Raw genomic sequence first — 26,294 nt, forward strand, 5'->3', positions numbered from 1 at the left:
AAGCATGCCATTTAGGAAAACTCGAGAGGTCCCCTTCTGCAGCCCCCCCTCCCCCTTGGCAGCGGCGCCACAGGCATAACGGCAGATTCGCCCCAGGGGGCGGCTGGGAGGGGGTGTCATTGGGAATGGATTAATATTCTCGGCTGATACCGTATTTCTTCATTTTTTCGACCAGGGTGGTGCGACGCATGCCCAGGTGCTCGGCGGCGCGGGCCACTATGCCTTCGTTCACTTCCAGCGCCTGGCCAATCATGTCCATCTCGATATTGGCCAGCATCTCCTTGAGGTTGACGCCTTCGGCCGACAACGAGGGAGCAAGCGGCTCCGGCTCTTCCAGCCCCATATCGTCGATAGCCTGAAAGTCGAAAAAATCGGCTTCGTCTTCGGCCGGCTCGTCAGCGGACTGAAATATCGACGACAGCGCATCTCGTTCGTCCAGTTCGTCGAAAGGCTGTACCGCCAGCTGTTCGTCACTCAAAAAACGGTATTTCGCCGGCAAGTCTTTCTGCTGCACCACCTGATTGGGGCACAGAATAAACATGCGCTCTACCAGGTTGGACAGCTCGCGCACGTTGCCCGGCCAGTGCCAGGCCTGCAGCGAGGCGATGGCGTCCGCTGAAAAAGACAGCTCGGCACCATGAGTGAGCCGGTGACGACCGATAAGCTCATTCAGCAACAAAGGAATATCGTCCTGCCGCTGGCGCAAGGCCGGCGTTTCTATCGGAAACACATTCAGGCGGTAATAGAGATCTTCCCGAAAGCGCTGCTCATAAATCATCTGCTCCAGATCGCGATGGGTGGCGGCAATCACCCGTACTTTTGCCTTGATGGGGCGAGTGCCCCCCACCCGCTCGAAGGTACGTTCCTGCAACACTCGCAACAACTTGACCTGCATCGGCAACGGCATGTCGCCAATTTCATCCAGAAACAGGGTACCGCCCTCGGCCAGCTCGAAGCGGCCCTTGCGCGCCGCCACCGCACCGGTGAAGGCACCTTTCTCATGACCGAACAGCTCGCTTTCCAGCAACTCGGCCGGAATGGCGCCGCAGTTAATGGGCACGAACGGCCCTTCGGCCTGCAACGACAATAAATGAATGGCCCGCGCAATCACTTCCTTGCCGGTGCCCGACTCGCCCAGCAACAACACATTGGCCGGCTTGCCCGCTACCTGACGGATCAGCTTTTTCACCTCTTGCATGGGGGCGCTGTCGCCAATCAGCAACTGTTGCAGACCCGCATCCTGCTCGCTGGACGACCGCACCGGTTGCCATTGCTGGGCCTGAGTCAGCAAGGCGGTCAGCTCACCGTAGGTCAGCTCGGTCAGGGCACCCAGCAGGTTGTCGGCCCGACAGTCGGTCTTGTTAAGGCAGATAAAGGCATGGTGAGGAAACGTCTCCAGCAGGCTGGACAGGGAAACATCGGCCTCGCCCACCAGCACCGTCATGTTTTGCGGCTGGCTCTGCAGCCAGGCTAAATCGTCGGCCCGGTTGCCACTGCGCCATGTTACCTGCATAAAGGAAAGGATGGCTTCAAGCCTTGAGCGTCGCTCCTGGTTGTGGTCCATGATCAGGACGCAGCCGTTAAAGCCCATAGGGTAAATATCCTTTCTATTCAATTGGTTATTCTGAGTATTTACTCGATTATTATCCCGAAATCGGTCATAGCATAGCACCATGATGGTGCCGATATGAACCCGAAGAGTCGTAATTCTGACACGTGCGTCAAAATAACTCGACAGATAAGATCGCGTAAGCGCCTTCATCGTTGATCTGGATCAATTAAGCATTAAGAGCCGATTGGTTTTAAACCGAAAATGGGTTAGTGAGCGGAAGGGCTGGCAAATTTATGACACTGACCGCTACACAACGGCCATATCCATACCGAGCGAAAAAACGAATGAAGCTCGATTTTTACAACGAGAAAAGCGATGATCCGGATAGGGGATATTGCAGGAAGAACAAGGGTAAAAGCTTGTGATAAAAACATGATTCATAGAAAGCGGCGCCGAATATCGGCGCCGCGATAAGAGTCAGCGCTTAAGCAGGAACCTGCTGCTGCTCGGTAGGAATGGCATCCCAGCTTTCTTTAATGTCGCGCAGCAAGCCACTGATGGCTTCCAGCTTGTCGATACTGTTTTCGGTATTGGCCAGCACCAGCTCTGCCATGATGAACTCATAGAGGTTATCCAGGTTGGCCGCTATATCGCCACCCGCATCATGATCCAGTGCCATGCGCAGCTCGGCAACAATCATCATGGTTCCGCCCAACAGCTCGCCACGCTGAGCCGGTTTTTCCTGCTCTATGGCTACCCGCGCCTTGGCCAGCCGTTCCAAGGCACCGGCCAATAGCATTTGCACCACTTTATAAGGGCTGGCCACGGTTTTCTGGCTGTCTAGTGCTACCGATTTATAGGCTTTCATTGAGCCGCGCATGAGTTACTCCTAAATTACGTCTAATTACGTTTAACAGATTGATAAGCCTGCACTGAGCGACGGCCTTTATTCATTTTTTTAAGCCGCTCACCCAGTTGCTTCTGTAGCTTTTCGGCGGCTTCTTTTAACTTTCTTGAGCGAGCAATCAGTTCGCTCGACTGCAGTGGTGTTACATCAGCCTGCTTAATAACAGCCTGTAACAAGGTAGCGCGCTCGTCCAGTTGCTCTGACAGCCAGTGTTCATCCAGCTGCTCTGAGTTCGACAACGCGATAAGCAAATCTCGATCCAGCTCTGCCAATTGTTCCAACGCGGTCGTCACTGCTTGCCACCACTAAAGTCAGGCATATTGGCAAAAGCGGATGTGACCGCACTAAGCTGTTGGTTCAACTGTGCAACCATAATATCCATGCTGGTAAATTGCTTATAGGTACGCTCTTCAAACTTTTCCATATAAAGCTCAAAGTCAACAGCGTCTTTATCGAGCTTTGCCATTTGCTCGTTCAGCGATTTATCGCGTTCGGTTAACACACCTTCCTTGCCGACGAAACTTTCCAGCATCTCGTCCAGCTTGTTGGATACCCCCTTTTCGGACGCAAACAACAAACCAATGCGTTCAAAGTTATCCTCTACCTGCTCTTTCAAAATATCTTCGTCCAGTTCTATGGTGCCGTCTTGCTTGCTGGTAATGCCCAGGTCGGTCAATGTTTTGATGGGGGCAACCGCACCTTCTATCGGCTCGCTCAGCATGTTACGAATTTGTGACGTTAAATTGCGCGTGCTGCCGTCGCCGTTCAACGGACCGGCCCGCTCGGTTTCTGCATCATAAGCAGTAAGCTGGTTGATGGTTCCCATCACCTTGTTGAACGCCGTCACAAAGTCCTTGAGATTGCTTTCTACCGTTTTCTTGTCGTAACCGATGGTCAGCTTGGTATTGGGCTTTTCACTGTCGGTCGTGGTGTCATTGACCTTTTTCAGATCCAGGGTCACGCCCTGAATGGCATTTTCTATCTCGTTGGTCTGACTGGTCACGGTGGCGCCGTCTATGGTCACCACCGCGTCTTTGGCGGCCTGCACCGTGGTCAGGGCGTCATCCAGCGTCGCGAGATCGGCCCCGCCTTCGCCATCTGCATTGCCGGTGGCCGACACGGTAATCTGACTTTCGGTACCGGTTTTATCGGCAAAGAAGACCAGCCGTGAACCGGTATCGTCGGTGACCACGGTGGCACGCACACCCTTGTTATCTTCCGAGTTGTTCACTGCCTCGGCGACTTCGGCCAGAGTGCTTTTCTCTTTATCGATCGCGACCGTAAACGACTCGTCACCTACCCCCAGGGTCAGGGTACCCGAACCCAGCTTTTTCTCCGCGTCCGCCTTGGGGATGGACGCGGTGCCCAGCTTGTGAGCCTCGGCCAGCTCTTTCACTACCAGGGTATAGCTACCGGCCACTGCTGTTTTATCGGCGGTGGCGCTGGCAAAACCACTGTTATTGAAACTGGTAGATCGCTTTTGAAAGGCCTCTTCTTCACCCAGCTTTTTAAGCGAGTCTTTAAACTCGCTGAGCACCCCTTTCAGTGAGCCATAAGAAGACAGCTGTACGTTAATGTCATTGGCCTGGCGGGCTAACATCTTCTCTTTAGGTGCCCGTTCACCGGCGACGGTGGCATCCACAAAACTTTGAATCGGAAAGCCGGAGCCGACCCCGGGTAACTTGATACCGGACATTATGCTGTCTCCTATGCTTTGGTGTCGATTAACCCGCCAGAGGCTTCTGCCAGACGGGTGATCACATCCAGCAGTTCTTCAGACGGGATCTGGCGAATGATATCACCGCTGTGATTATCTACCACCGTCACTACATTTCGCCCCGACTCTTCATCCACTCTGAACTTGAGCCCCCGGTTGAAACTGCCGATGAAAGACTCCATCTGACCGGCCATTTCTTCCAGCTGTTCGGTAGAAAGCTCTGAGGCTACAGGCTTGTCTGCCGCCTGCACTGCCTGGGTCGTTTGCGTGGCTTCACTGCCCGCCGGTTGAGTTGTAGCCTGAGGCTTTTGGCCAGCGTCCGAGGTCAGCACAGGTATTTTTTGCGTTACGGGAAGAGTATCCATCGTCATGTCCTTGGGCCTTGGTAGCCAGTGCACATTTACCTTGATGAAAACGCTGTTTAGCTTAATTGCCTTATTTTCAGAAAATTAAGCTAAACAGCGAAAAACCGGGGGCAAAGCCCCCGGTAGTAGCTTTAAGCGATTAACCCAGCAGTGACAGTGCCGCCTGCGGGATTTGCTTGGCTTGCGCCAGAATAGAAGTACCGGCCTGCTGCAGAATCTGCTGCTTAGTCAGGTTCACGGTTTCTTGGGCAAAATCCACATCCTTGATGCGAGACATACCGGCCGCCGCATTTTCACGGGTGTTGGCTAGGTTGTTGATGGTGCTGTTCAGACGGTTTTGCATGGCACCCAGGTCGGAGCGCTGGGAGTCGATCATACCGATGGCACCGTCGAGAACGGAAATTGCCGACTGAGCGCCGCCTTGAGTAGAAAAATCCAACTCAGAAACTGCATTAAGCTTAGAAAACTCGGCAGTTGCAGTTAAGTTGAGAGTGGTAGCTGCACCGGTCGCTGAAAGCGCGAACGACTCATTAGAGTTGGTGCGGATGGAGCCAGCCACGATGGTACTGTCAAGAGCACCGGTAGCCAGAGCCACGGCATCACCGGCATCGTTGCCATCAATGTCTTTACCCTGCAGGGTGGCATTTGCACCCTTAAAGTCTTCAATATTGATGTTTTCGCCGCTGTCGTTAACGATGGTCAATTCGCCGCCGTCCACGGTTGCCTTAACGCCAGTCTCAGAAGACTTGGCGTTGATAGCATCTGCCAAAGTAGACAAATCATTTTTATCGGAAACGTTAGCCGCAATAGCAGTACCATTCAGTTCAAAACTGATTTGACCCGCAGCGCTCAGACCAGAAATCACCGCTTCGGTGCGAGCTTCGGCGGTTACACCGGTGTTGGCACTTTCGGAGTTGATGTTTGAGGCTATGGTCTTGGCCGAATCACCACTTGCAACTGCCACGGTTGCGGTCTCGGAGCCATTGATAGTAATGGTATCGGCAGCAATACCATTGTTAGTTGCTGTAGTTATTGCACCGACGGCGGTAATACCACCACCCAGTCCTGCCGTTGCTGTTGTGCCGGCAGCTAGGGTCACCCGGTTGGAGCCGATAGCATTGGCAGCCACGCTCTTCAGGCTCAAGTCGATGGTTTCGTTGGAGTTGGCGCCTACCTGCAGGGTGCGGCTACCGAAGGTACCGTCGATCAGGTTCTGACCACCGAAGGAGGTAGTCTCGGCAATGCGAGTCAGTTCGCTTTGTAGGGCAGATACTTCTTTCTGTATTGCCTTGCGATCGTCCGCAGAGTTGGTGCCGTTAGATGACTGCAGAGCCAGGTCACGCATACGCTGCAAAATGTTGGTAGATTCGTTCATTGCGCCTTCGGCGGTCTGCGCGATGGAGATGCCGTCACTGGCATTCTTCATCGCAACACCCAGGCCGCGAACCTGAGAGTTCAGACGATTGGATATTTGCAGACCGGCGGCATCGTCCTTGGCGGAGTTGATGCGGCTGCCGGTGGCCAGGCGCTCCATGGAGGTGGCCAGGGCATTGGAAGACTGATTCAGGTTACGCTGGGCGGTCATGCCGGTGACGTTGGTGTTGACTGTAATCGCCATAATAAACTCTCCGTTGAGGGTTGCCGGCACACTGCCGGTCAGGTCGTGTTGTTCAGGGTATCGGCTGTGAAAAAAATGACTTTAGGAAAATTTTTACTACGCAGCTCCCTTGGGTGCATTAGGTATCGGCTCAGGCTCCACCAACTTTAGGACTCATTTACTCCCGGCTGTTCAGGCACACTCAAGGTAGACCATCAACGGTTTCTGGTTGTATCCTGTTCTGCTGTTTGTAACGGGTCATATTATCACTATTGAGGCTGTCTCATGGCGCAGAGTAAAAGCAATATAGAAAAGCATGCTCATTATGCTGATCAAACAAACCTTATTTTGAACAAGGCTCTACAATATTTTCACTCTTCGCAGCCGGAAAAAGCAATATGTGCCCTACAGCAAGCTTTGGCAGAGAACTCTGACGACATTCCCGTATTGCTGCTTAAAGGAAAAATCCATCGCGATTCAGGAGGAACGAAAAATGCTCTTCGGTGCTTCCACAATATTTTAACACTTGCTCCAAATCACCATGAAGCCAACTTTGAGTTGGCGAAGCTATATCATAACGCCAATAAAAATCAAATTGCACTCCATCACATTGAAGTTGCAGAAAAGTCTCAGCCAGAACACCAACTAACCCAAGAGCAAAAAAGCATTATCCTGGGCGGCTTAAACCGATATAGTGAAGCAACAGCCATCCTTGAAAAAATAATAAAACATGGAAAACCCCACCACTTCAACTGGAACAACCTGGCTAATCTTTACAAAGGTGTTGGCTTATTTAATGAGGCTGAACGTTGCTACTTGGAAGCCATAAAACTTTCTGGTGAAGATGACACAGCGTACAATAACTATCTTATCTTTTGTCATTACATCCCCAACTATCCAAAAGAAAGGATGTTAGAACTTTATAAAAATTGGGAAGAGCGTTACGCGAAAAGATCCTTCAGAGTTAGTCAGCCTGCAACCACATTGAAAGCGGACAAAACTCTTCGTATTGGTATGATCTCTGATGGTTTTCGTACCCACCCCGTGGGACAGATGATTACATCGGCTCTGGAATCGATACCTACCCATGAAATAAAAATTTATGCATACAGTACTAACCTGTCTGAAGATGCCATAACACAACGAATAAAAAATGTGTCCGCAAAATGGATGACTGTGACTCATCTAAGCGAACGGAAACTAGCTCAACAGTTTATTGAAGATGAGATCGATATTCTGTTCGATCTTTGCGGCCATAACAGTGGCAACCACATGCGTACCATGTCCATGAAACCTGCCCCTCTGCTGGTCAAATGGGTAGGCGGCCTAATCAACACCACCGGACTCAGCACAATGGACTATCTGCTGAGCGATAATATTGAAACACCCGAGGGTGAAGACGAATTTTATACCGAGAAGCTCATTCGCATGCCGGATGACTATATCTGTTACAACTCGCCCATCTATACTCCAGACATACATATTACGCCGGCTAAATATAATGGTTACATCACGCTTGGCTGCTTCAACAACCCAACCAAACTAAATGCTGTTTTGTTAGAAAAATGGGCCAGAATTATGCACACTTTGCCTAACTCCCGACTGCTGCTAAAAGGATTTCAATTCAGCAGTGAAACTTTGCGAAACAATATCCAAGCGCAATTCAGCAAGTTAGATATCAATGAAGATCGTATTCTACTAGAAGGCCCTTCTCCTCATGCCGAACTGCTGCAAACATACAACAAGATAGATATCGCCCTTGATCCCTGGCCCTATTCCGGCGGTCTGACCACCTGCGAAGCAATGTACATGGGCGTCCCCGTGGTCACCCTGCCCGGTCCCACCTTTGCCGGTCGCCATTCCGCCACCCACCTGACCAATGTAGGGCTGGGGCAACTGGTGGCCGAGGACTGGCAGCAGTACCACGACATAGTGGTGCACCTGGCCAGCGATCTGGACAATCTGTCGAATATCCGCTCCCATCTGAGGGCCGCGCTGCTGGAGTCCCCGCTGTGTGATGCGCCCCGTTTTGCTCGTAACTTCAGTAACGCCATGCGCGCCATCTGGCAGCGCCACTGCGAAAACAAGGCGCCCGCCGCACTCATACTGGATAAGGAAGGCCAGGCTCGCTTTGAAGACGAAGCCGAACAGATTAAGCTGCAATTACCAGCAGCCCCCGTGGTGATTGAAGAGGATGAATTCCGGTTTCGTTTCAACGGCAAGATAGTAGCGCTGGATAATGGCGGCATTCTTTCTAGCTCACAGCGCTTCAGTGTTTTTCATAAGCTGGATGCGTTTAGCACCTTGTGTCTCGATCCGGGAAGCCGCATCGCCAATGCCCAGCAATTGAAGCAAAATGGTGATTTTCAACACGTGCCCATGACCACCCTGGGCAATGGCGAACAGGTTATGTTGAGCATTACTCAAGACCCCGCCTATAGTGGAACCTTGCTGCCACTGGACCTCGATCAGCAGCCCGAACAGACGGCATTGAAGTACCAGCAGATTGCACAGGTTCCCATTAATACCATTCGGCTCGACGATATCGCCGGCATTCATACCCTAGAATGGCTGGTGCTGGACAACCTGAATGACCTCGGCGCCATTATTGCCAACGGAAAAAAAAACCTGGCCCACCCGCTGCTGGTCCAAATTCGGGTCAATTTTTTGCCGACCCATCAAGGGCAAGCGGCGCTCGCCGAGTGTCAGCAACGAATGAACGAGCTCGGCTTTAACTTTCACGGCCTGTTCAACCGGCACAAGGTGGAGGCCTGCGACACACACAATGAGCAATTGCTTTTCGCCGACGCCGTCTTTATTCCCAATGCTGAGCGCTGCGCCGCCCTTGGTGCCAACCAACACCTGAAACTGGCCTTTTTGCTCCATGCGGTATATGAATCCTACGCCTTGGCACATCAATTGCTTCAGAACGTGGACATCGACCAAGCCGCAGATTACCTAAAAAGCCTCCCTATGAACACGCAAGATGCCATTCGCCGCACCCAGGCCGCCGTCATCGACGAACCGCTGAAAACGCACTCAGCGCCGGCCGCCGAGCCTACGGCCGCGGACTGGAGCCAAGTCAGCATTATCAAGGCCGGAAGCTACACCCATGCCCCCAGCCGCGTCTGCGTCGGCGTGCCCATCTACAATGAGGCCGACTACCTGGGCGAAACCCTGACCTCGCTGAAACGGCAAACCCTGAACGATTTGCATTTTCTTATCATCGACAACGCATCAACCGACCAAAGTGTCGAGCTATGTCTCGATATCATCGGCAATGACGAGCGTTTTACCTTGCTACAGCAACATGAAAACCGAGGTGCCATGCCCAACTTTCAGGCCGCCTTTGCACTCAGCCAGTCCGAGTATTTCATGTGGCTGGGCGGCCATGATTACCTCTCCGACGACTACCTAGTTTACGCCGCCGCCGAGCTGGACCGCTCCCCCCAGACCGCCATGGTGCTGGGCCAGCCCCATGCGGTGTTCAACGGCCAACGCCACGGCCTGGTCAAGGAAGCCCTATACGACTTCTCTTCTGATAATCGGCTGGAGCGATATCTGGCTTCCATCGCCGGGCTTGGCAACTGCACCATCTTTCACTCTCTGTTTCGCCGCCAGGCATTGCAGCGCCATGTGCTAAGAAAGACCATATCGGCAGACCATGTAACTATCAGCCATCTGTTATGGCACGGCAAGCTGCATTTCCTTGAAGAAGCCTGCTATTACCGGCGTTACTTCGAACAACGCAGCAGCACTCAGTCTGAACGAATCTCTGGCAATAAGGACTATCTGAGCCGGCATGACTTCTATTGTTTTTATCTCGATGACTTTTCAGAACTGTATTGTGGGGATAGTAGAATTAAGCACTATCTGGAACATAAAATCCTCAGCTTGCTTGAGCAACGCTTCGGTACTTCAGGGCTGCTGGAAATCGACGGCCTCCCTCTTTATTGATTAGCAAACGGATCGACATGAAAGCAGTCATACTCGCCGGTGGACTCGGCACCCGGATTTCGGAAGAAACCCATCTCAAACCCAAGCCGATGATCGAGGTCGGCGGCAAACCGATCCTCTGGCACATCATGAAGCAGTATTCCCATCACGGCATTAATGACTTCATCATCTGCTGCGGCTACAAGGGCTATGTGATCAAGGAGTATTTCGCCAACTACTTTCTGCACATGTCCGACGTCACTTTCGACATGTCGAAAAACAGTATGGAGGTGCACCACCGTTATGTGGAGCCCTGGCGGGTCACGCTGATCGACACCGGCGAGCACACCCTGACCGGCGGCCGCCTTAAGCGGGTGCGGGAACACCTGGGTGACGAGCCCTTTTGCTTCACCTATGGCGACGGCGTGTCCAATATCGACATCAGCGCACTGATCAACTTTCACCACAGCCACGGCCAGCCCGCCACCATTACCGCCATTCAGCCCCCCGGCCGCTACGGCGCGCTCAATCTGCAGGGAGAGCGGGTCAACAACTTTCAGGAAAAACCCGCCGGTGACGGTGCCTGGATCAACGGTGGCTACTTTGTACTCAACCCCGAGGTTATAGACTATATCGCTGGTGACATGACCAGTTGGGAAGCCGAGCCGCTGGATCGGCTGGCCCATGAAGGCAAGCTGATGTCCTACCGCCACGCTGGATTCTGGCAGGCCATGGACACTCTGCGGGACAAGAACCAGCTGGAAGATCTTTGGGCCACCGGCACTCCTCCCTGGAAGTGCTGGGCATGATCCAATTCGGCAATATTTACGAAGGCAAACGGGTGCTGGTCACCGGCCACACCGGCTTCAAGGGCAGCTGGCTGACCGCCTGGCTCACCGAGCTGGGAGCCGAGGTCATCGGCCTGGCGCTGGATCCTGAAGGAACGCCCAACCACTGGCAACTGCTAAACACCAGCGCCACCGATGTGCGTGGTGACATTCGCGATGCCGAACTGGTGCTGCGCCTGGTCGAACAAGTTCAACCGGAGCTGGTGTTTCACCTGGCGGCCCAGCCCCTGGTGCGGCGTTCCTACCGGGCGCCACTGGATACCTGGTCCAGCAACCTGATGGGCAGTGCCCATGTGCTGGACGCCTGCCGCCAAGTGAGCAGCGCTCGGGCCGCCGTCATGATCACCACCGACAAGGTCTACCAGAACCAGGAATGGGCTTGGGGCTACCGGGAGTCCGACGCTTTGGGCGGCCATGATCCCTACAGCGCCTCCAAGGCCGCTTGCGAGCTGCTGATCGACAGCTACCGTCGCTCTTTCGGACCGCCCCAGTCATCATTACTGATCGCCAGCGCCCGGGCCGGCAACGTCATCGGTGGTGGCGACTGGGCCGAAGACCGGTTGATCCCCGATCTGGTGCGGGCCCTCGCCCAGGGGCAACCGCTGGAGATACGTTCGCCCCACTCCACCCGCCCCTGGCAGCATGTGCTGGAATGCCTGTCAGGTTATCTGCTGCTGGGGCAACATCTGCTGGAGAGAGACGCCAGCGCGGCTCAGGCCTGGAACTTCGGCCCGGCACTCGCCGATAACCGCTCCGTGCAGCAAGTACTGACCAGTCTGCAAGAACACTGGCCCGAACTGAACTGGCACACCGGCACGACTCCCCAGCCCCATGAAGCCCGGCAGCTTTACCTCGACTGCGCCCGGGCCCACACCGAGCTCAACTGGCAGCCGGTGTGGAGCCTGGAGCAGGCCCTGGCCATGACGGCGACCTGGTACCGGCACTTTTACGCCACCGGCCAGGCCCGAACACGGGAACAGCTGCAACAGTATTTCGACGCCGCCTGCCGCAGCGGCCAGCCCTGGATAGCGCCAGCACAAGAGGCAGACTTCTTATGAGCACCTTTACCGTGACCGAGCTGCCGTTGCCGGGCCTGAAGCGCCTGACCCGCCGCCGCTTTGAAGACCAGCGGGGCCGGTTCAGCCGCCTGTTCTGCCCGACGGCGCTGCAACAAGCCGGCTGGCAGGGCCCGGTTGCCCAGATCAATCACAGCGTTACCCAACATGAAGGCACGGTGCGAGGCCTGCACTATCAACGTCCGCCCCATGAAGAAATGAAACTGGTCAGTTGCCTGCAGGGCCGCATATGGGATCTGGTGGTGGACATGCGTCCCGACTCCTTCACTTTTCTGCACTGGCACGCCGAAACCCTGGATGCCGACGAGGACAACGCCCTGCTGATCCCCACCGGTTTCGCCCACGGATTTCAGACCCTGACGCCGAATGTCGAATTAATATATTGCCACTCGGCCGGCTATGAACCGGCCTTTGAGGCCGGCCTGCGCGTCGACGATCCGGCCCTGGCCATTCTCTGGCCGCTAGCTGTCAAAAATCTGTCGGCGCGGGACCAGGCGTTTCCCTTGATCGAGCCCGGCTTTGAAGGAGTTAGTAGATGAAATGTCGTCATTGTCAGCATGAGCTGACGCTATCGTTTCTCGATCTCGGCAGCGCCCCGCCTTCCAATGCCTACCTGACCGCGGAGCAACTGGCCACGCCCGAGACCTGGTATCCGCTGCATATTCTGGTGTGCGAGGCATGCTGGCTGGTGCAGACCGAGGACCACGCTCAGCGAGAGCAGCTGTTCGACGCCGATTACGCCTATTTCAGCTCATTTTCCCGCTCCTGGCTGGATCATGCCCGCCGTTACGTGGACGACATGATCGGCCGTTTCGGGCTGACGACCGCTCAACGAGTGGTGGAAGTGGCGGCCAACGACGGCTATCTGCTGCAATATGTGCAGGCCGCCGGCCTGCCCTGCTACGGCATCGAGCCCACAGCCAGCACGGCGCGGGCCGCTCGGGACAAGGGACTCACCGTGGTCGAGGATTTCTTCGGCCGCGCTCTGGCCCGGCGCCTGGCCGACGAGGGCCAACAGGCGAACCTGATGGTCGCCAACAATGTGCTGGCTCATGTGCCGGACATAAATGACTTTGTCGCCGGTTTTCCGCTGCTGCTGACGCCTGATGGCGTGGCCACCTTTGAGTTTCCCCATCTGCTGAATCTGGTGCAGCAGAACCAGTTCGACACCATCTATCACGAGCACTACTCCTATTTGTCCCTGACTGCGGTGGAACGCATTTTCCAGCAGCACGGACTGACGGTGTTTGACGTTGAGTCTCTGCCCACCCACGGCGGCAGCCTGCGGGTCTTTGCCCAGCGGACCGACACCGGCCAGCGAACGATCGAGCCGGCCGTGGCCCACTGGGTGAATTGCGAAGAGCAAGCCGGCATAAGACAACCGGCCTTTTATGCCGGCCTGCAGCAACGGGCAGAGCACATCAAGCATGAGCTGCTGGCCTTTTTGCTCAACGCCAAGCGCCAAGGCTGCAAGGTCGCGGCCTATGGCGCCGCCGCCAAGGGCAATACCCTGCTGAACTTTGCCGGCGTGCGCCCGGACCTGTTGCCCTATGTGGTGGATCTGAACCCGGCCAAGCAGGGCAAATTCATGCCCGGCAGCCGCATTCCCATCGTGGCCGAGCAGCACCTGCTGGACGACCAGCCCGATTACGTACTGCTGTTACCCTGGAACCTGCGCGACGAACTCATTCAACAATTGGACGCAGTCCGCCAATGGGGTAGCCGGTTCGTCGTCGCCATTCCGGCGCTGACGGTACACGGGACAGAGCAGGCATGAGAGTCTTGCTGACCGGCGCCACCGGCTTTATCGGCCGGCACGTGCTTGATGCGCTGCAACAAAGAGGCATAGATACCCTGACGCTGGGCCGACACCGACCGCCAGGTGATGGCGGCTTTATTCAGGCCGATCTGTTGCACGATGATCTGGCACTGCGGCTTAAAGGCTGCGAAGCCAGCCATCTGCTGCACCTGGCCTGGTACACCGAACCCGGGCAGTTCTGGCACTCGCCGCTGAACACCGACTGGCAGCGGGCCAGCCAACGCCTGGCCCAGGCCTTTATCGCCCAAGGTGGTCAACACCTGGTGGCGGCGGGCAGCTGCGCCGAATACGACTGGTCCCTTGGCCTCTGCTGTGAAGACGAGACCGCCTTGAACCCGGCCAGCCTGTATGGCCAGGCCAAGAACGCCACCCGTCTGCAGTACGAAACTCTGTGCCACCGGCATCAAGTCCGTTTAGCCTGGGGACGAGTTTTCTTTCCCTACGGCCAGGGGGAGCCCGTGGGCAAGCTACTGCCTTCGGTGCGCGACGCCTTGCTAGGCCAACGTCCAGCGTTTGCCATCAATACCGAGGCCCGCCGGGACTACATCCATGTATCGGATGTAGCCGCCGCTTTTCTGACCCTGTTAACCAGCCCAGCTCAGGGTGCCTATAACATCGGTTCCGGCCAGCCGGTGCGGCTTGCCGAGCTGATCAAACACATGGCCGAGGAATTGAATCAGGATCCTTTTCCACTACTAAACCTAAGCGTTGACCGCCAAGACGAGCCGCCATTGATAACTGCAGACATCAATAAACTCACTAAACTTAGCTGGTGTTGCCACACGCCACTAGAGAAAGGAATAAGAGCCTTTAAACTAAAAAACTTAAACCCTCACATTAACTAAAACTTTATTTAAATTAGCATCGTTAAAAAAAACTTATAGGCAGAATCAAGAAATGAAAATAACTCTAGACACTGAAAATGAAACCTTATTCATTGTAGAAAACGACAAAGAAAAAACGCTCCCACTGTACTCAAAAGAAGCTTTTGAAACAATTTCACGTCATTGGGTCAAAGTCGGCTGGAATCAGAAATATACATATACATTTAGCTGGATGGGCCGCCCCATTATTCAGCTACCAGAAGACATGCTGCGCATTCAGGAAGTCATCTTTGCTCTGCAGCCGGAGCTAATCATTGAAACCGGCGTGGCCCACGGCGGTTCGCTAATTTTTTACTCCAGCCTGTGCAAGGCAATGGAAAAAGGCCGGGTCGTCGGCATCGATATTGAAATCCGCCCTCATAACCGTAGCGCCATTGAAGCTCATCCACTCAGTGATCGCATTACCCTGATTGAGGGCAGTTCCACCGCACCGGAAGTGGTCGACCGGGTGCATGCCCTCGCCAAGCCCGGCGAAACCGTGCTGGTGATCCTCGACTCCAACCACAGTTACCAGCATGTGATGGACGAACTAAATACCTATGCGCCTTTGGTCACTCCCGGCTCCTACATAGTGGCCACTGATGGCATCATGTTAGACCTGACCGATGTGCCAAGGGGTTATGCCGCTTGGCACCAGGACAATCCGGCACGAGCTGCGCTAGACTTTGTTGCCAGCCATGAAGAGTTCACCATAGAACAACCCTCCTGGCCCTTTAATGAAAGCGAGCTGAATCAGAATATCACTCACTGGCCACATGCTTGGATTAGGCGAAATATTTCCAAATATTAAAATATACTTTAGGGGCGTAAACACGCATCATTATCGATTACCTTTACCAAAGATGCCCTTTACTTAAATAATAAACAGTAAATCAGCGGAAGTTACACTTCAATTTTATCAGGAGTATCCATTGCCTATTTTCACAAAAAATGAAAAAAATATTTTATTCATTCACATACCAAAATCTGCCGGCTCAAGCATAGAGAGAATAGGTAATGATTTAGGATGGAGAGAAAGCTTTTCCATTAGAGGGAAACCGCTAAGCGAGCTCAGCGTTTACAGGTCTTCTTTTCAACACTTGCACGCTCAACCCCTGTCCGAAATATTAAATCTTGATGCATTTGACTCCATCTTCACAGTGGTCAGAAACCCTTTCATAAGATTCAAATCTGAGTACTATTGGCAGCGCAGGCAACACTTGACGAGCCTAGGTGTAGATGAATGGGTTGAGGAGATGTTCAGTAGCTACTATAAAAATAGCTACATATATGATAACCATATAAGACCTCAAATAGAATTTATACCAAAGAACCAGAATGTTAATGTATTCAAATTAGAGGGCAACGCAACAAGCAAGGCAAGAGATTTATTTTTAAGCTTTCGCCATCCGAACAAAAAAGAAGTACTACCTTTTGGTTTTTTTCCTGAAAGTAATGAAAATGAAATACCCCCCTCGTTATTCGACCGGCATGAAAAAAAGTCAACAAAAGATAACGTAATAGAGGCCTCCTTTGAAAAGCATTACGATAATATTGTCAGATTTTACAAAGACGATTTCTTTGCTTTCGGCTACAAGATATAAATAAAAAATCAAGTGAAAACTGTCAGCCAGCACTTCCAAAAGAGCTGGCTGAACAGAAAACAAAATTAAATATCCGTCATTCCTCACCTGATTTTCTGATTTCCGGTGCTTGACACCGATCCGCCAGTTTGATCTATTACATCTATTTGGCGGCAGCAGCATGGCAACTCCTTCTTATCGCATTAAAAACCTCGATCACCTAGGCTTGGTGGCTGGAATGTACCGTGAACTGGGACTGGCCCAGATGGTCGATGCCATCGTGCCGAAGCAAGGAGATTATCAGGTCTCTCACGGTGAAGCCCTGGTGGCCATGATCATCAATGGTCCGGGATTTCACAGTCGCAATCTGCACATGTTTCCCCAGTTTTTTGCCGATAAGCCCACCGAACGCCTGCTACGCCCCGGTATTCTGCCTGAGCATCTCAATGATGATGCCTTGGGACGTTGGGGCCGATGTGTCCGCGCTTTACCAGGTCATGGCCAAGCAAGTCGTCGCCCGGCTGGGATTGAACAGTACGGCGGTCCACCTCGATCACCAGCTTCCATGTGGATGGTGCCTATGAGCGTGACGAAGAGGACCCTGCTTGCATCAAATTGGTAGCCGAGATCATCGGCCAGAGCTGAATCAGGTCATCCTGGAGCTGATCTGCGAGAATCAGGCTGGACTGCCGGTCTACATGCAGGCGCTGAGCGGCAATACCAATGACCAGAAAGCCTTTGCGGAAGTGACCCGCCAGCATGTGCAGTCCCTGCAAGCCGCACAGCAAAGCCGTTATTTCGTCGGTGATGCCGCACTCTATACGGCCGATTCGCTTTCAGCCCTGCATCAGCAGGAGCAGCTATTCGTGACTCGAGTGCCGATGACACTGAAGGATGCCAAGCATGCCGTCTCGAACCTACAAACGGAGCGACTGGAGACCTTGGGGGATGGCTACCATGGCTACTGGATCGAGGCCGATTATGCCGGTGTACCGCAACGCTGGTTATTGGTGCGCAGCGAACAGGCCACCAAACGTGAACAACAGACGGTCACCAAAAATCTGCTCAAAACCGGCACGCGTGAGCTCAAACAGTTCCAGCAATTATGCAAAAAACGCTTTGCCTGTCAGCAAGGTGCAGAGCAGGCCCTAGCCGAGTTCAGCCGTGGACTCAGCGTGTTGCGGATAGAGCAGGGAAACACCTTGGCACAGCCGATTTATAGCGGAAAGGGCCGCCCAAAGAAAGGTCAGCCCCGGAAAGAATCGACTACAAGCTAACCGGCCAGGCGGTGACCTGCCTGGATAAAGTGGCCACGGCCAAGGAGCAGGCGGGAATATTTATCCTGGCGACCAACGATCTGAGCGACCATCTGGACATGGCCGGACTCCTCGCAATCTACAAATCCCAACAGACGGTAGAACGCGGCTTCCGTTTTCTGAAAAGCCCGGAGTTTTTAACCTCTTCCCTGTTCCTGAAAAAAACCAGAGCGCATCGAGGCATTGCTGATGGTGATGACCTGTAGCCTGATGATTTATGCAGCGCTGGAGCACCGCATCCGGCAGTCACTACGACAGAAAGATCTCAGTTTCCCGGACATGAAGAACAAATCGAGCCAGAATCCCACCGCGCGGTGGGTATTCCTGTGCTTTAGCGGCATTCATGAACTGTCGGTGGGAGACGAAACACCGCTCATTATCAATCTTCAGCCGCCGCAACAGACCATTCTTGAAGCACTCGGCAAACGTTACCTGGGCATTTATTCCTGAATTAGGTGCGGAATGTCGGAAATATCATTATAAATAGGTAAGTTACTGACCTAACTCCTATAATTTAATAGATAATTCTCAATAAGCGATTGATTTTCATATTTAAATTTCGTGTCCCACATTATATTTAGAGAACAAGGTCAGTAGTGCGCCCCACCCCAAAGTATATTAATCGGGCATGGCGTACAGTATCAGGCTCATACAGATTACGCCCATCCACTAATATTGCAGCGCGCAACTGCAGCTTCAGCCAGTAAAAATCCACCGCCCTGAATTCTTTCCATTCGGTGCAGATCACCAGTGCATCAGCTTCATAAACTGCTTCTTCCTTGCTGATACAAAGCAGCAGCTCAGCGTCATTATTTAAATTGGAAGCCTGTAACTGATCCGCGTATAACCGCCGACACTCCTCCATCGCTTTGGGATCATAAGCCTGTACGCGCGCACCGGCTTGCCACAAGGCTTCCATCAACACCCGGCTGGGGGCTTCGCGCATGTCGTCTGTGCCCGGCTTGAAGGCCAGCCCCCACACGGCAATAGTTTTGCCGGCCAGATCACCGTTAAAGGCCTGATGCAGCTTGCTGAACAAGACGGTTTTCTGGCGCTCATTTACCGCTTCAACCGCTCGCAGCAGCTGGCTGGGTTGGCTCAGCTGCTCGGCAGTGTGACACAGTGCGCGCACATCCTTGGGGAAGCAGGAGCCGCCATAGCCGCAGCCGGGATAGATAAAGTGATAGCCAATGCGAGGGTCGCAGCCAATGCCCTGGCGCACTTCTTCTATATCTACCTGCAGGTGTTCGGCCAGACTGGCCATTTCATTCATAAAGCTGATTTTGGTGGCCAGCATGGCATTGGCTGCGTATTTGGTCAGCTCGGCGGCCCGCACGCCCATAAACATGAGTTTGTCGTGATTGCGGTTATATGGTCCATAACATTCCCGCATTGTGCTCATTACCCATTCGGAGTCGGTACCCACGATAATACGAGGGCCGCGGGTAAAGTCTTCGATCGCCGCCCCTTCCTTCATGAACTCCGGGTTGGAGCACACTTCATAATTCAGTGCCATATCTCTGTGTTCGAGTTGGCCGGCGATGATCGCCGAAACCTTGTCGGCCGTACCGACCGGTACCGTCGATTTATTGACGATAACCTTGGGCTCGCACATGTAACGCCCAATATTCTGTGCCACTTGCAGCACATACTGTAAATCGGCACTGCCGTCTTCATCTGACGGAGTACCTACCGCGATAAACTGCAAAGTACCGAAGTGCACCGCCTGCTCAATATCATGGCTAAACAGCAAACGTCCGGCGGCGCGATTACTGGCAATAAGCTCTTGCAAACCGGGTTCAAAAATAGGAGTTTGGCCATTCAGTAGCGCCGTAATACGCTCGGCGTCTACGTCCATGCATATCACCTGATGTCCCACATCGGCCAGGCAGGCAGCTGCCACCAGGCCCACATAGCCGGATCCAAACACGGTGATCTTCATCAACATTCCCCACTTTAAATAGAAAAGCCATCACTGTCAGTCAGTAATGACTCAATATAATCTCCATCCAACATGGATCAGATGTAATTAAACAAACTGATGTTCTGTACCTTGCCGAACATGGTCTGGGTCGCTTGCAGGGCGACCATGGTCTGGCTGAATTCGCCGGTGGCTTTGGCGTAGTCCAGATCTTCCATGCCGCTGCGCAGTTTTTCCAGTGTAAGCGTCATGTCGGCGTGGGTCTCTTTCTGGTTGTCCAGCCGCTGCATGCGGTTACCGGTGTCGGCTCGTACCTGAGTGAAGTGGCCGCCCATGGCATCCAGCTCGTCAAGGATGTCGATCATTTCACTCTGGCCGCTGGGAGTGTGGCCGTCACTCTCGAGCCACTCTTTGGCCCTGTTTAAAATGTCGAATGCACCACGCTCATCCTGACCGGTACCGTCTTGTACTGTGGAATTAAGCTCGATTTTATCGCCTATTTTGGCTTCGCCTTTTACTACTATCTCTAAACCATCTACCTCAATTTTCTTACCCGGTTCGTAAGCTAACTGCATTAGCGGATCGTTAGGATCAGTAGGTAAGATAACAGCTCCGCTCTCATCTTTAATCTGATAAAACACTTCTTCCGACTCTGGATCGGCAGGTATCACGCCAACAAACTCGACGGTATAGCGCTCTTGATCACTAAAATTGGCACGGTCTGCAATATTGGCGCTTTCTACCCGCACCTGGTCTTCTCTAGATTCGTCACCCAGCTGATAACTTGCAGTAAAATCGCCGCGCGGGTTAGGCACACCGCCAAATACCAAGTCACCGTCGTGGTTGATCCCCACCTTGACGCTGTCGCCCACCATCATCTCCCGCTGACCACTGTCGCCGGAATAGGTCACATTGCCGCCGGGCTGGCGGGTAAAGGGGTCGGTGTCGGTCTGAAAACCGCCGAATATGGCCTGGCCAAATTCGTCTTTGGTATTGGCGATATCAAGCATTTCATCGATACGACCTTGCAGCACGTTCTTGTAGGCATCGCGTTCTTTCTGGGTAATCGCCGGGTTGTTGGCACCCAGCATGATCTCTTTTACCTGCTGGGTAATATTTTCAGCGCTGGTCAGGCCGGTTTCTTCACGGCGCAGGCGGTTCTCGGCCAGGTTGATATTGCTCTGGTACTGGTCGAGCTTACGCAATTCCTGCTTGTAGTTGAGAATGCCGTTAGCAGCGACCGGATCGTCACTGGCGTATTCCACTCGCTTGCCGGACGACAGCTGCCCCAGCTGCCGGTTGGCCTCGGAAGTGCGGCCACTGATATTGTCCAGGTTGCGCTGAATAAACTGAAAACTGGCTACTCGCATCGTGATTCCTTAGCGTATCTGCAGAAGGGTATTCATGGTCTCGGATGCCACGGTCACCACCCGGGCCGAAGCCATATAGGACTGCTGAAAACGCAGCAGGTTGGCGGCCTCTTCATCCAGGTTGACCCCGGAGGTCGACAGCATACGGTCGTAAGACTGGTCATAAGCCGCCTCGGCAGCCATGGCTTTCACCCGCTGGTTTTTGGTGAGACCGCCCAGCTCTACCGCGGTTTTATTCAAACTGTCGGTCACGGTCGACTTGCCGTTATTAAGCCATTTCTTGTTTTGCAGCTCGGCAAAGGCCAGGGCGTTGGTGTTGTTGCCCGAGCCTTGGGCCTGTTCGATGGCGAACTGATCAAATTCCTTGGCCTCGCCTTTAACGCCGAGCTGTACGTCACCAAAGGTGATATTGCCATCACCATCCGGCACGCCGGTGAACAAGGCTGGCAACGTGCCATCTTTATCCGTCACAACATAATCAGTGCCATCAAATTTAACACTCAGCGGATAAGCCGCTTCCGGAATGGCCGTGGCCGGTGCTGTGGGTTCAACCAATTTGATACCGAGTTTAGCGGTGCCGGTATTGTCTTTATTGGGGCTGACCATCACCGAGCCGGACACGGCAATCTGATCACCGGTATTCAGATTTACCTGAAGATCGTTGCCGCCCTGACGAGTGGGCCTTAGCTGCATTTCGTCACCCGTGTTGGGTACGTCGTTCAAGGTAAAGCTGAAGCCCAGATCCGGCATATTAATAGTTTGTGCAGGGGGCGATGAGTTATCTATATCTGCCGCATTAATGCCGAACGATTCACCGGTGGTGACATCGGTTAACAGATAATCACCATTGGTTTGGTATTTAAGCGTGTACTCGCCGCCGGTCAGTTTGCCGGTATCGGTAATTTCAACCTCGCCGCCGATGGCCGGGTTGTTGCCGATAAAACGGCGAGCCTGGGCGCCGGGATCGTTGATGTCGTTAAAGAAGTTTTCGCCGGCAATGCCATTCAGATCTACTCCCTGCGCCTGCACCTGGTTAAAGGCGTCTGCAATGGCGATGGCGGTTTTACCCATGTCGCTCAGGTTGGGGCCTAATACCTGATCGCGGTAATGAAACAGGGCGCCCATTTCTCCGCCCAGGGCCTGGCTGCCCTTGATGCGGGTGGCCTGATCCGGGTTGTTGGGGCTGGTCAGATACAGTTCGGTTTGTTGCGGATCCGGCGATCCGGGCCTTACTTCCATGCCATAGGCCTGGTTACCGCTCACCAAGGGTTCACGCCCGCCCAGCATCACCGAGATCATGCCGTTGTTGTCTTTTATGGTGGTAATTTGTACTTCCTGCCCCAGCTCCTGGATCAGTCGGTCGCGCTGGTCGAGCAGGTCGTTGGGGGTGCCGTTAAGGCCCGAATTCATGATTTGCTGATTAAGCTCGGCAATGCCGGCGGTGATGGACGTGACATGCTCGGCGCGGGATTCGATATCCCGGTTCTTGATGGTCATTTCCTGTTCGAGTGCGCTGTAATACTCGTTGAAATGGTTGGTAATGTCGTTGGCGTTGGCCAGCATCAGTTCCCGGTTACCCAGGTTGCCCGGGTTATCTGCCACGGCGTTAATGGCGCCGTATAAGTCATCCAGGCTGGCGGCAATGCCCTGGTTGGTGCTGGTCAGGCCCTTGTCGAGAAAGCTCAGGTGGTTATACAGGGCTTCTGCGCCCGCCTTCTCGGTATTATTGATGAGTACGTCCTTGAAGGCGTATTCCTGATACATGCGGGTCACGTCGGTGACCCGGGTACCGGTGCCGTAAAACTGCCCCCCCGAATACATCTGCATCGTGGTCATTTGCTCTACCCGCTGGCGACTGAAGCCTTCGGTATTGACGTTGGCAATGTTATGGCCGGTGGTGGCCAGCTGACCTTGTGCCGCCAGCAGGCCACTTACGCCGGTTTGATACATATCAACAGCCATGATGTGTCCTTATGCTTGTGATGCCAGTCGGGTTACGGTATTGAAAATGGAACTCAGCTTGTCGGCATATTTGGGGTCGGTAGCATAGCCGGCTTCTTGCAAGGCATTGAAATACTGCCGGGGCGAGTCGGTTTGCTGCAACGCCTCGCCGTAACGCGGGTTGTCGTGTAAAAAATTCACGTAGTCGTTAAAGCTGTCGTTGAACGAGCCATAGGCACGAAACGGCGCCTGCACCTTTACGGCTATGCCCTGCTCATATTCCAGGGTGCTGACCCAGGTTTTTGAGTCCTTCCAGCTGTTATCGGCCTTGATGCCGAAAAGATTATGGCTGGAATCACCATTTTTTTGGCCGATGATCTTTTTACCCCAGCCGGTTTCCAGCGCCGCCTGCGCCAGCATGGCCTCGGGCGGCAGGCCCATGCGCTTGCCTGCCTCGGTCGCCGCCGGCAACAGGCGACGCACAAAATCTTCGGGTGAGCGAAACGGCTCGCTGGCGTTGTAGATAACGGTATCCGGGCCGTTAGCGGCGGCCTGCAATGGCGGCCGGGCTTGTTCTGCGGCCGGTTTAGAGTCCGGCTTGGCCTCGACTGTGTCGTCCGGGCTCTGCTCAAGTGGCCGCACCACCTTGCCGGAAATTCGACGCACATCGGTCAGTTCAAAGTGCTTGGCCGGGGGCTCCACCTTGTTTTGCTCACCCCCCAGCTGGCGGGCAACCAGATCGGCCAGCCCCAAACTGCCCTGCCGGCTAAGCTCGGCGGACATCTGCTGGTCGTGCATGTCCTGATAATGCTGGGTGTAACGGCTGTTCATCGGGCTGTTGGACTCGAACACCTTGTTGGCGGCACGCATCGACTTGAACAGCTGCTGGGTGAACAGGCTCTCGAACTGGCGCGCCGCTTCGTCCAGCGCCTTGCCACGGTCTTGCTCAAAGCCCTGCTGGCGCAGCTTGTCCAGCCCCTGAATGTCGTTGACCAGCAGGCTGTTATTGAATGAGTCGGTGGGTTTCATGCCGTTACTCCTTGAAACAAAGCTATAAGCCATAAGCTGGAAGCGATAAGTAAAACCAGAGTCTAAAATCGGGGTCCTTATGGTCATCAGGATCCCGGGGTTATTGTCATGCCGGACTTGCCGACGGGAGATACCCTGTAGGCGCCAATTTATTCGGCGCAATCCTGCAGCCGAATCGGCATTTGCAGGTACGGCGCCATTACCTGAACACCCTGCGTTTGTATTGCCCAGCGTTGCTGGGCCTGCCAGCTAAAGCGGCAGCTACAAAACACCAGAAACCAAGCGGTCGAATAAATTCGACCCTACTCCTCACTCCTCACATTCAATTAAATAATCACCAGCTCGCCCTGTATGGCGCCGGCCTGGCGCAGGGCTTCGAGTATGGCAACCAGGTCGCCGGGGGCCACGCCGACCTGATTAATCGCCCGTACCAGGTCGTCCAGGGTGGTGCCGGTATCCAGCTTGAACATGCGGCCGTCTTGCTGTTCTACGTTGATGTTGCTGTTGGGCACCACCACGGTTTCGCCACCGGCCAGCGCATTGGGCTGAGACACCTGAGGATTTTCCGAAATGGTAATGGTCAGGCCGCCGTGGGTAATGGCCGCCGGTTTCAGCTGTACCGTCTGGCCAATCACTACGGTGCCGGTGCGCGAGTTGACGATGATTTTGGCAGCTTCGTCGGCCACGTCTACGGTCAGGTTTTCCAGCGTAGACAGATAACTGACCCGCTGCCCCGGATCGCGCGGTGCATACACCTGTACCGAGGTCGCATCCAGCGCCTGGGCGTTGTTGGGGCCGACCAGATCATTGATCACCTCGGCCATGCGTTTGGCGGTGGTAAAGTCGGAACGGTGTAGGTTAAAGGTAATGGTATCGCCACGGCCAAAGGAGTTTTGTACTTCGCGCTCTACCATGGCACCACCGGGAATACGGCCCACGGTGGGAATATTGATCATGATGGAAGAGCCATCGGCCCCCTCGGCACCCAGGCCGCCCACCACCAGGCTGCCCTGGGCCAGGGCATAAACCCGACCGTCCACCCCTTTCAGAAAAGTCTGCAGCAGGGTGCCGCCGCGCAGGCTCTTGGCCTCGCCAATGGCAGAAACGGTCACGTCTATGGTCTGGCCCGGCTTGGCAAAGGCCGGCAACTCGGCATGCACCGCCACCGGCGCCACGTCGTTCATCTTGGGCCGCATGTTATCGGGTACGGTAATACCGAAGTTGTTGAGCATGGTGCGAAAGGTCTGGGCGGCAAAGGCGTTGTTACGCTCGCCGGTACCGGGCAGGCCCACCACCAGGCCGTAACCCACCAGCTGGTTGGCGCGCACCCCGGCCACCGAGCTGATGTCTTTGATGCGGGCGGCCTGGGCGGGCATTAAGGCACCAGCCAGTAAGGTTAAGCTCAGTAATATCGCAGTGAGCTGCTTCATGTATTTCTCCTGAAAACAAAACTTTCAGCCGTAAGCAAAATATGCAAACTGCAGTAACCCCCCCCCCCAACCCTCCCCTTGCGTTGCACCCCGGCGTTATTCTGACCGTCCGTATTCAGGGGGGGCACAATCGGTCGAATAAATTCGCCCCTACGACACCTCACCCTTCACGCCCTGCCCCGAACCGCCCCTCCCCCTTGGCTCCAGCCCCGCAGGCATCATGAAGAGGCATCGCCAGGAGGAGGGCTGGGTAGGGGTGTCGTTTGCGTGGTCGAATAAATGCGACCCTACGACGCCTCGCCCCTTCCGCTCTGCCGTTAAAACGGCAGCCAGGGGCTGTTGAAGAATTTAGCCAGCCAGCCGCGGGTCTGGGTATTGGCAAAGTCGCCGGTGCCGCCGTAATAGATGCGGGCGTTGGCCACCCGGGTCGACTCCACCCGGTTGTCGGCACCAATATCCTGCGGCCGTATCATGCCGCTGATGCGCACGTATTCTTCGCCGGTGTTCAGCATGATCCACTTTTCGCCCTGCACCAGCAGGTTACCGTTGTCCAGCACCTGAGCCACGCTAACGGTAATGCTGCCCTGCAGGCTGTTGCTCTGGTTGGTGTTGGCCTGGCCGTCGAATTCGTTGCTGCTCGACATGGACGCCTGCAGCGGGTAGCCGCCGACGTTGACCGGCGCACCTCCGAGACTGAGCGGATTGATGTTCACGCTGGAGTCTTTGCCCTGCTGGGTGGTGGCTCGCTTCTGGGCTCGGGTCGACTCGGCCAGGTCGACGGTAATGATGTCGCCCACCCGGTGCGCCTTGATGTCGGAATACAGGCTGTTGGCGTAGTTGTCTCTGAAGATGCCACCGTTGGGCTCCAGCTGCTGCTCGTTCAGGCTGGGGATCACCGGCGCAAAGGCGGGATCATCCGGCTTGGGAGTATAAGGGGTGCTGGTGCAGGCCGACAGGCCGCCAACACACAAAACCAGCAGACCGAACCTCGCCGTTATGCTACGCATGACTCTCCATTGGTTAA

Annotated in this window: 20 protein-coding genes and 1 pseudogene; 9 read left to right on the plus strand and 12 right to left on the minus strand. The window is 54.3% G+C overall.

Features of this window, described 5'->3' with window-relative positions:
• Positions 1-130: 130 nt before the first annotated feature.
• The 6 genes from ABD827_RS12210 to ABD827_RS12235 all read right to left on the minus strand — a co-directional run bounded on the left by ABD827_RS12210 (position 131) and on the right by ABD827_RS12235 (position 6,159).
• Entirely contained in the window at positions 131-1,591 is a 1,461-nt protein-coding gene (locus ABD827_RS12210; RefSeq protein ID WP_344965021.1) for a sigma-54 dependent transcriptional regulator, read from the minus strand.
• Positions 1,592-2,036: 445 nt separating this feature from the next.
• A complete protein-coding gene (gene fliS / locus ABD827_RS12215; RefSeq protein WP_344965022.1) occupies positions 2,037-2,432 on the minus strand; it encodes a flagellar export chaperone FliS in 396 nt (131 codons plus the stop codon).
• Positions 2,433-2,452: 20 nt separating this feature from the next.
• Positions 2,453-2,752, minus strand: coding sequence for a hypothetical protein (locus ABD827_RS12220; RefSeq protein ID WP_344965023.1), 300 nt, complete (start codon positions 2,750-2,752; stop codon positions 2,453-2,455).
• Positions 2,749-4,155: a flagellar filament capping protein FliD gene (gene fliD, locus ABD827_RS12225; RefSeq protein WP_344965024.1), complete on the minus strand. Its 1,407-nt coding sequence runs from the start codon at positions 4,153-4,155 to the stop codon at positions 2,749-2,751. Before fliD ends, ABD827_RS12220 begins: the two co-directional genes overlap by 4 nt.
• An 11-nt stretch (positions 4,156-4,166) precedes the next feature.
• A complete protein-coding gene (locus tag ABD827_RS12230) occupies positions 4,167-4,541 on the minus strand; it encodes a flagellar protein FlaG (protein WP_344965025.1) in 375 nt (124 codons plus the stop codon).
• Between the two features lie 139 nt (positions 4,542-4,680).
• Entirely contained in the window at positions 4,681-6,159 is a 1,479-nt protein-coding gene (locus tag ABD827_RS12235) for a flagellin (protein ID WP_344965027.1), read from the minus strand.
• A gap of 264 nt (positions 6,160-6,423) precedes the next feature.
• On the opposite strand from ABD827_RS12235, the gene ABD827_RS12240 reads away from it, so the two are divergent.
• From ABD827_RS12240 to ABD827_RS12280, 9 genes and pseudogenes are all read left to right on the plus strand, one after another.
• The gene (locus tag ABD827_RS12240; protein WP_344965029.1) at positions 6,424-10,095 is read left to right on the plus strand and encodes an O-linked N-acetylglucosamine transferase family protein; all 3,672 of its coding nucleotides are present in this window, start codon (positions 6,424-6,426) and stop codon (positions 10,093-10,095) included.
• A 17-nt stretch (positions 10,096-10,112) separates the two neighbouring features.
• The gene (gene rfbF, locus ABD827_RS12245; RefSeq protein WP_344965030.1) at positions 10,113-10,883 is read left to right on the plus strand and encodes a glucose-1-phosphate cytidylyltransferase; all 771 of its coding nucleotides are present in this window, start codon (positions 10,113-10,115) and stop codon (positions 10,881-10,883) included.
• Positions 10,880-11,980 carry a CDP-glucose 4,6-dehydratase gene (gene rfbG / locus ABD827_RS12250; protein ID WP_344965031.1) on the plus strand — a complete coding sequence of 367 codons (1,101 nt, stop codon included), beginning with the start codon at positions 10,880-10,882 and terminating at the stop codon, positions 11,978-11,980. The genes rfbF and rfbG overlap by 4 nt, the downstream gene beginning before the upstream one ends.
• A complete protein-coding gene (locus tag ABD827_RS12255) occupies positions 11,977-12,537 on the plus strand; it encodes a dTDP-4-dehydrorhamnose 3,5-epimerase family protein (protein ID WP_344965033.1) in 561 nt (186 codons plus the stop codon). The genes rfbG and ABD827_RS12255 overlap by 4 nt, the downstream gene beginning before the upstream one ends.
• Entirely contained in the window at positions 12,534-13,775 is a 1,242-nt protein-coding gene (locus tag ABD827_RS12260) for a methyltransferase domain-containing protein (RefSeq protein ID WP_344965034.1), read from the plus strand. The genes ABD827_RS12255 and ABD827_RS12260 overlap by 4 nt, the downstream gene beginning before the upstream one ends.
• The gene (locus tag ABD827_RS12265; protein WP_344965035.1) at positions 13,772-14,662 is read left to right on the plus strand and encodes an NAD-dependent epimerase/dehydratase family protein; all 891 of its coding nucleotides are present in this window, start codon (positions 13,772-13,774) and stop codon (positions 14,660-14,662) included. Before ABD827_RS12260 ends, ABD827_RS12265 begins: the two co-directional genes overlap by 4 nt.
• Positions 14,663-14,714: 52 nt before the next feature.
• A complete protein-coding gene (locus tag ABD827_RS12270) occupies positions 14,715-15,491 on the plus strand; it encodes a cephalosporin hydroxylase family protein (protein ID WP_344965036.1) in 777 nt (258 codons plus the stop codon).
• A gap of 121 nt (positions 15,492-15,612) precedes the next feature.
• Positions 15,613-16,284, plus strand: a complete 672-nt coding sequence (locus tag ABD827_RS12275; protein WP_344965038.1) for a sulfotransferase family 2 domain-containing protein — start codon at positions 15,613-15,615, stop codon at positions 16,282-16,284.
• A 160-nt stretch (positions 16,285-16,444) separates the two neighbouring features.
• A pseudogene (locus ABD827_RS12280) lies at positions 16,445-18,029 on the plus strand (IS1634 family transposase).
• Positions 18,030-18,156: 127 nt separating this feature from the next.
• Here ABD827_RS12280 and ABD827_RS12285 read toward each other — a convergent pair.
• The 6 genes from ABD827_RS12285 to flgH form a co-directional block, all read right to left on the minus strand.
• Complete coding sequence (locus ABD827_RS12285; RefSeq protein WP_344965039.1) at positions 18,157-19,521, minus strand: UDP-glucose dehydrogenase family protein; 1,365 nt, start codon at positions 19,519-19,521, stop codon at positions 18,157-18,159.
• A 77-nt stretch (positions 19,522-19,598) separates the two neighbouring features.
• Positions 19,599-20,870: a flagellar hook-associated protein FlgL gene (gene flgL / locus ABD827_RS12290; protein ID WP_344965041.1), complete on the minus strand. Its 1,272-nt coding sequence runs from the start codon at positions 20,868-20,870 to the stop codon at positions 19,599-19,601.
• A 9-nt stretch (positions 20,871-20,879) separates the two neighbouring features.
• A complete protein-coding gene (flgK, locus tag ABD827_RS12295) occupies positions 20,880-22,832 on the minus strand; it encodes a flagellar hook-associated protein FlgK (RefSeq protein ID WP_344965042.1) in 1,953 nt (650 codons plus the stop codon).
• A 9-nt stretch (positions 22,833-22,841) separates the two neighbouring features.
• Entirely contained in the window at positions 22,842-23,840 is a 999-nt protein-coding gene (flgJ, locus tag ABD827_RS12300; protein ID WP_344965043.1) for a flagellar assembly peptidoglycan hydrolase FlgJ, read from the minus strand.
• A gap of 326 nt (positions 23,841-24,166) precedes the next feature.
• Positions 24,167-25,270: a flagellar basal body P-ring protein FlgI gene (locus ABD827_RS12305; RefSeq protein ID WP_425567995.1), complete on the minus strand. Its 1,104-nt coding sequence runs from the start codon at positions 25,268-25,270 to the stop codon at positions 24,167-24,169.
• 317 nt (positions 25,271-25,587) lie between these two features.
• On the minus strand, positions 25,588-26,268 hold the full coding sequence (flgH, locus tag ABD827_RS12310) for a flagellar basal body L-ring protein FlgH (RefSeq protein WP_425567996.1): 681 nt from the start codon (positions 26,266-26,268) through the stop codon (positions 25,588-25,590).
• Between the last annotated feature and the right edge of the window lie 26 nt (positions 26,269-26,294).

The organism is Oceanisphaera sediminis (assembly GCF_039539745.1).
In the GTDB taxonomy this organism is placed as follows: domain Bacteria; phylum Pseudomonadota; class Gammaproteobacteria; order Enterobacterales; family Aeromonadaceae; genus Oceanimonas; species Oceanimonas sediminis.

Coding starts and splice junctions, on each gene's coding strand:
- ABD827_RS12235 (WP_344965027.1), bottom strand. CDS start 6,159: ATGGCGATTACAGTCAACACCAACGTCACCGGCATGACCGCCCAGCGT.
- fliS (WP_344965022.1), bottom strand. CDS start 2,432: ATGCGCGGCTCAATGAAAGCCTATAAATCGGTAGCACTAGACAGCCAG.
- flgJ (WP_344965043.1), bottom strand. CDS start 23,840: ATGAAACCCACCGACTCATTCAATAACAGCCTGCTGGTCAACGACATT.
- ABD827_RS12260 (WP_344965034.1), top strand. CDS start 12,534: ATGAAATGTCGTCATTGTCAGCATGAGCTGACGCTATCGTTTCTCGAT.
- ABD827_RS12210 (WP_344965021.1), bottom strand. CDS start 1,591: ATGGGCTTTAACGGCTGCGTCCTGATCATGGACCACAACCAGGAGCGA.
- rfbG (WP_344965031.1), top strand. CDS start 10,880: ATGATCCAATTCGGCAATATTTACGAAGGCAAACGGGTGCTGGTCACC.
- ABD827_RS12265 (WP_344965035.1), top strand. CDS start 13,772: ATGAGAGTCTTGCTGACCGGCGCCACCGGCTTTATCGGCCGGCACGTG.
- ABD827_RS12230 (WP_344965025.1), bottom strand. CDS start 4,541: ATGGATACTCTTCCCGTAACGCAAAAAATACCTGTGCTGACCTCGGAC.
- ABD827_RS12255 (WP_344965033.1), top strand. CDS start 11,977: ATGAGCACCTTTACCGTGACCGAGCTGCCGTTGCCGGGCCTGAAGCGC.
- ABD827_RS12240 (WP_344965029.1), top strand. CDS start 6,424: ATGGCGCAGAGTAAAAGCAATATAGAAAAGCATGCTCATTATGCTGAT.
- rfbF (WP_344965030.1), top strand. CDS start 10,113: ATGAAAGCAGTCATACTCGCCGGTGGACTCGGCACCCGGATTTCGGAA.
- flgL (WP_344965041.1), bottom strand. CDS start 20,870: ATGCGAGTAGCCAGTTTTCAGTTTATTCAGCGCAACCTGGACAATATC.
- ABD827_RS12285 (WP_344965039.1), bottom strand. CDS start 19,521: ATGAAGATCACCGTGTTTGGATCCGGCTATGTGGGCCTGGTGGCAGCT.
- flgK (WP_344965042.1), bottom strand. CDS start 22,832: ATGGCTGTTGATATGTATCAAACCGGCGTAAGTGGCCTGCTGGCGGCA.
- fliD (WP_344965024.1), bottom strand. CDS start 4,155: ATGTCCGGTATCAAGTTACCCGGGGTCGGCTCCGGCTTTCCGATTCAA.
- ABD827_RS12270 (WP_344965036.1), top strand. CDS start 14,715: ATGAAAATAACTCTAGACACTGAAAATGAAACCTTATTCATTGTAGAA.
- ABD827_RS12305 (WP_425567995.1), bottom strand. CDS start 25,270: ATGAAGCAGCTCACTGCGATATTACTGAGCTTAACCTTACTGGCTGGT.